The 2,188-nt window shown below is 34.1% G+C and carries 1 protein-coding gene and 2 pseudogenes; 2 read left to right on the forward strand and 1 reads right to left on the reverse strand.

The genetic code is table 11. The features are described 5' to 3' along the window. Window positions 1-99 precede the first annotated feature (99 nt). Window positions 100-243, reverse strand: a pseudogene (locus tag CP367_RS10435) (IS110 family transposase); the annotation flags it as partial. A 103-nt stretch (window positions 244-346) separates the two neighbouring features. Here CP367_RS10435 and CP367_RS10440 point away from each other — a divergent pair. Both CP367_RS10440 and CP367_RS10445 read left to right on the forward strand, forming a co-directional pair. Beyond that, complete coding sequence (locus CP367_RS10440; RefSeq protein ID WP_005720244.1) at window positions 347-1,243, forward strand: aldose 1-epimerase family protein; 897 nt, start codon at window positions 347-349, stop codon at window positions 1,241-1,243. 17 nt (window positions 1,244-1,260) lie between these two features. Further along, window positions 1,261-1,986, forward strand: a pseudogene (locus CP367_RS10445) (aldo/keto reductase). Window positions 1,987-2,188: the final 202 nt, after the last annotated feature.

The following is a 2,188-nucleotide window of genomic DNA, read 5'->3' on the forward strand; positions in this document are numbered from 1 at the left end:
TTAGAATTTAAGAAAAAGCGAAAGTACCACAAATAAGCCTATGAATACTTGTAGTTTTTCCATAGGTTGCTTATACTTAAGTTGATTATTTGATTTCAGCTAAAGTCTTTTATTTTCGGTGGCTATGTTGTAATCATATAATTGATCATGTTTGATAAGAGCAAACATTGTGCGTATCAGTTTATGGACTGATGCAATGGCGATTTTCTTATAGCCTTGGCTATTTGAAGATCGTTTTTTCTTTTGTTTTTATTCTGGCTTATTGACGCATTAATGTTAAAATATAAGTAATTAAGCGATTACATTATGATTTTTAACTGTTTGATATGTAGAGGGAAATTTAGTTATGGATTACACAATCAAGAATAATATGATCGAAGTAGTGATTTCGGATCACGGAGCTGAAGTTCAGAGCGTTAAAGGAGCTCATACCGGTGAAGAATATATGTGGCAAGCTGATCCAGAGATCTGGGGCAGACATGCACCTGTACTTTTTCCAATTGTAGGGCGACTTAAGAATGATGAATATAAGTATCAAGGTAAGACCTATCATATGGGTCAGCATGGTTTTGCCCGTGATTGTGATTTTGAAGTGGAGAATCATACACAAGAAAGTATCACGTTCTTACTGAAAGATAATGAAAAAACGCGTGAAATGTATCCATTTAAATTTGAATTCAGAGTTAACTATAATTTGATGAATAATTTATTGGAAGAAAACTTTAGCGTAGTTAATAAATCAGATGAAACTATGATTTTTGGTGTAGGTGGTCACCCTGGATTTAACTTACCAGTAAATAATGGGGAAGAGAAAGAAGATTATTATTTCGATATGCATCCATCTATTGCTAGGGTAAAAATCCCACTTAAAGGAGCATATCTTGACTGGAATAATCGTTCTCTAGCTTCGACTGATAGTTTTATTGGTTTAAGTGATGAGCTATTTAAAGATGATGCCTTGATTTATGAATTACATGGTCATGACAATAAAGTATCTTTGAGAACTGATAAGAGTAAATTCCACATCAATGTTTGGACTAGAAATGCACCATATGTTGGCATTTGGTCACAATATCCAAATACCGCTAATTATGTATGTATTGAGCCATGGTGGGGAATTGCAGATAGAGAAGATGCTGATGGTGAGCTAGAGCACAAATATGGTATGAATCATTTGGAGCCAGGTAAAGAATATCAAGCTGGATTTAGTATTACTTATCACTCTGCATCTGATCCTGAATAAAATATTAAGGAATAAAAATGAAATATTTAACTTTTAATAACGGTGTAAAAACTCCAATCTTTGGCTTTAGAACATGCAGAAGTAGGCAATGCTATTAACAAAAGCGGCATTAAACGTGAAGACATTTTTTTGACCACTAAAGCGCAAACAAGTGGTTATAGAGAGACGAAGAAGGGGATTGATGAATCGTTAATTCGCGCCCAGCAAGACTATTTTGATTTAATGATTATTCACTGGCCTATGTCTGATAGTTTAGGTACTTACCAGGCACTTGAGGAGGCATATCAGGCGGGAAAGCTACGTTCAATTGGACTGAGTAACTTCAACCATGATCAAGTAAATGAAATTATGAATAATTTCGATACTAAGCCAGTAATTGATCAAATTGAAACGTCTGTCTTTAAGCAACAAAAGAAAATGCATAAATATTTAATTGAAAATAATATTGTACATGAATCTTGGTCACCACTCGGTGAAGGATGAAGGCTTTATTTAATGACCCAACCTTACTTTCTTTGGCTGAGAAGTATAATAAGACAGTGCCACAAATTGCGTTACACTTCTTGGTACAAGAAAATATCATGACTATTCCTGGCTCGACGAATCCGTTACACATGAAGGATAATTTGGATATTTTTGATTTTGAATTTACTGCTGAAGAGATGGAGACATTGCGTGGCCTTGATCAAAAACGTGGTATTGGTGGCTGGCCTGCAAGTATGGACCAAGAATTAGATTATTAATTAAATAAGCATCCCTAAAACGATCTTTTATGGCGTAGGGATGCTTATTTTGTCGTCAAATTTTGTTCATATATTGCATGATTTTTACAAATATTGCAGAGAAATCTAGATTTATTAAAAATATTTCCAACTGTTACGAAAAAACATTTTTCTTTAATCATTGTGTGATCTGGCTGTGATGGAACGAAACTGTCAAATCTTT

The sequence above is a fragment of the Lactobacillus sp. UMNPBX16 genome, assembly GCF_002553775.1.
In the GTDB taxonomy this organism is placed as follows: Bacteria; Bacillota; Bacilli; order Lactobacillales; family Lactobacillaceae; genus Lactobacillus; species Lactobacillus crispatus.

What these genes read in the sequence shown, in the direction of transcription:
- CP367_RS10440 (WP_005720244.1), top strand. Translation starts at nt 347, where the DNA reads ATGGATTACACAATCAAGAATAATATGATCGAAGTAGTGATTTCGGAT.